The sequence below is a fragment of the Propioniciclava soli genome, from assembly GCF_014858005.1.
GTDB lineage: Bacteria > Actinomycetota > Actinomycetes > Propionibacteriales > Propionibacteriaceae > Propioniciclava > Propioniciclava soli.
Window position 1 is genome coordinate 1 of record NZ_JACYOT010000036.1, and the last position, 554, is coordinate 554.

The 554-nt window shown below is 74.5% G+C and carries 1 protein-coding gene; it reads left to right on the forward strand.

The genetic code is table 11. The annotated features are described in order from the left end of the window. On the forward strand, positions 1-554 hold a 554-nt coding region (locus tag IFY26_RS17380; protein WP_232550269.1), incomplete at both ends, for a type IV secretory system conjugative DNA transfer family protein.

The following is a 554-nucleotide window of genomic DNA, read 5'->3' on the forward strand; positions in this document are numbered from 1 at the left end:
GTGGGGTGGCGGATCGGCCGCGCCCACCACCCGCGTGCCGGGGACCTGTGGTGCCCGTGGGACCGCACCTGCGGGGTGATCGGCCCCCAGGGCTCGGGCAAGACCCTCGACATCCTGGTCCCCGCCCTGCTCACCGCCCCCGGTGCAGCGTTGGTGACCCTCACCAAACCGGCCGACCTGCTGCTGTCGTGGCAGGCCCGCACCCGCGACGGCCGGCCCTGCCACGTCCTGGACCCGTTCGGCGCCGTCCCGGGCCTGCCTGAACTGGTGTGGAACCCGATCGACGGGTGCGTCGACCCGCTGGTGGCGGAACGCCGGGCGAAGGCGTTCACCGCCGGCACCGTCAAGGCCGGCGCCTCCGGCAGCGGTGATGCCGCAGCCCGGTTCTACGCCGCCGAGGCCGCCAAGGTGCTGCAGGGCTACTTCCACGCGGCCGCGCTCACCGGGCAGACCCTCGACGTCGTCCTGCGCTGGGTCGCGAACCCGCTGGCCACCCAGGAGCCAGCTGAGATCCTGCGCGAACACCCCGACGCCGCCCCGTTCTGGCACGGCCT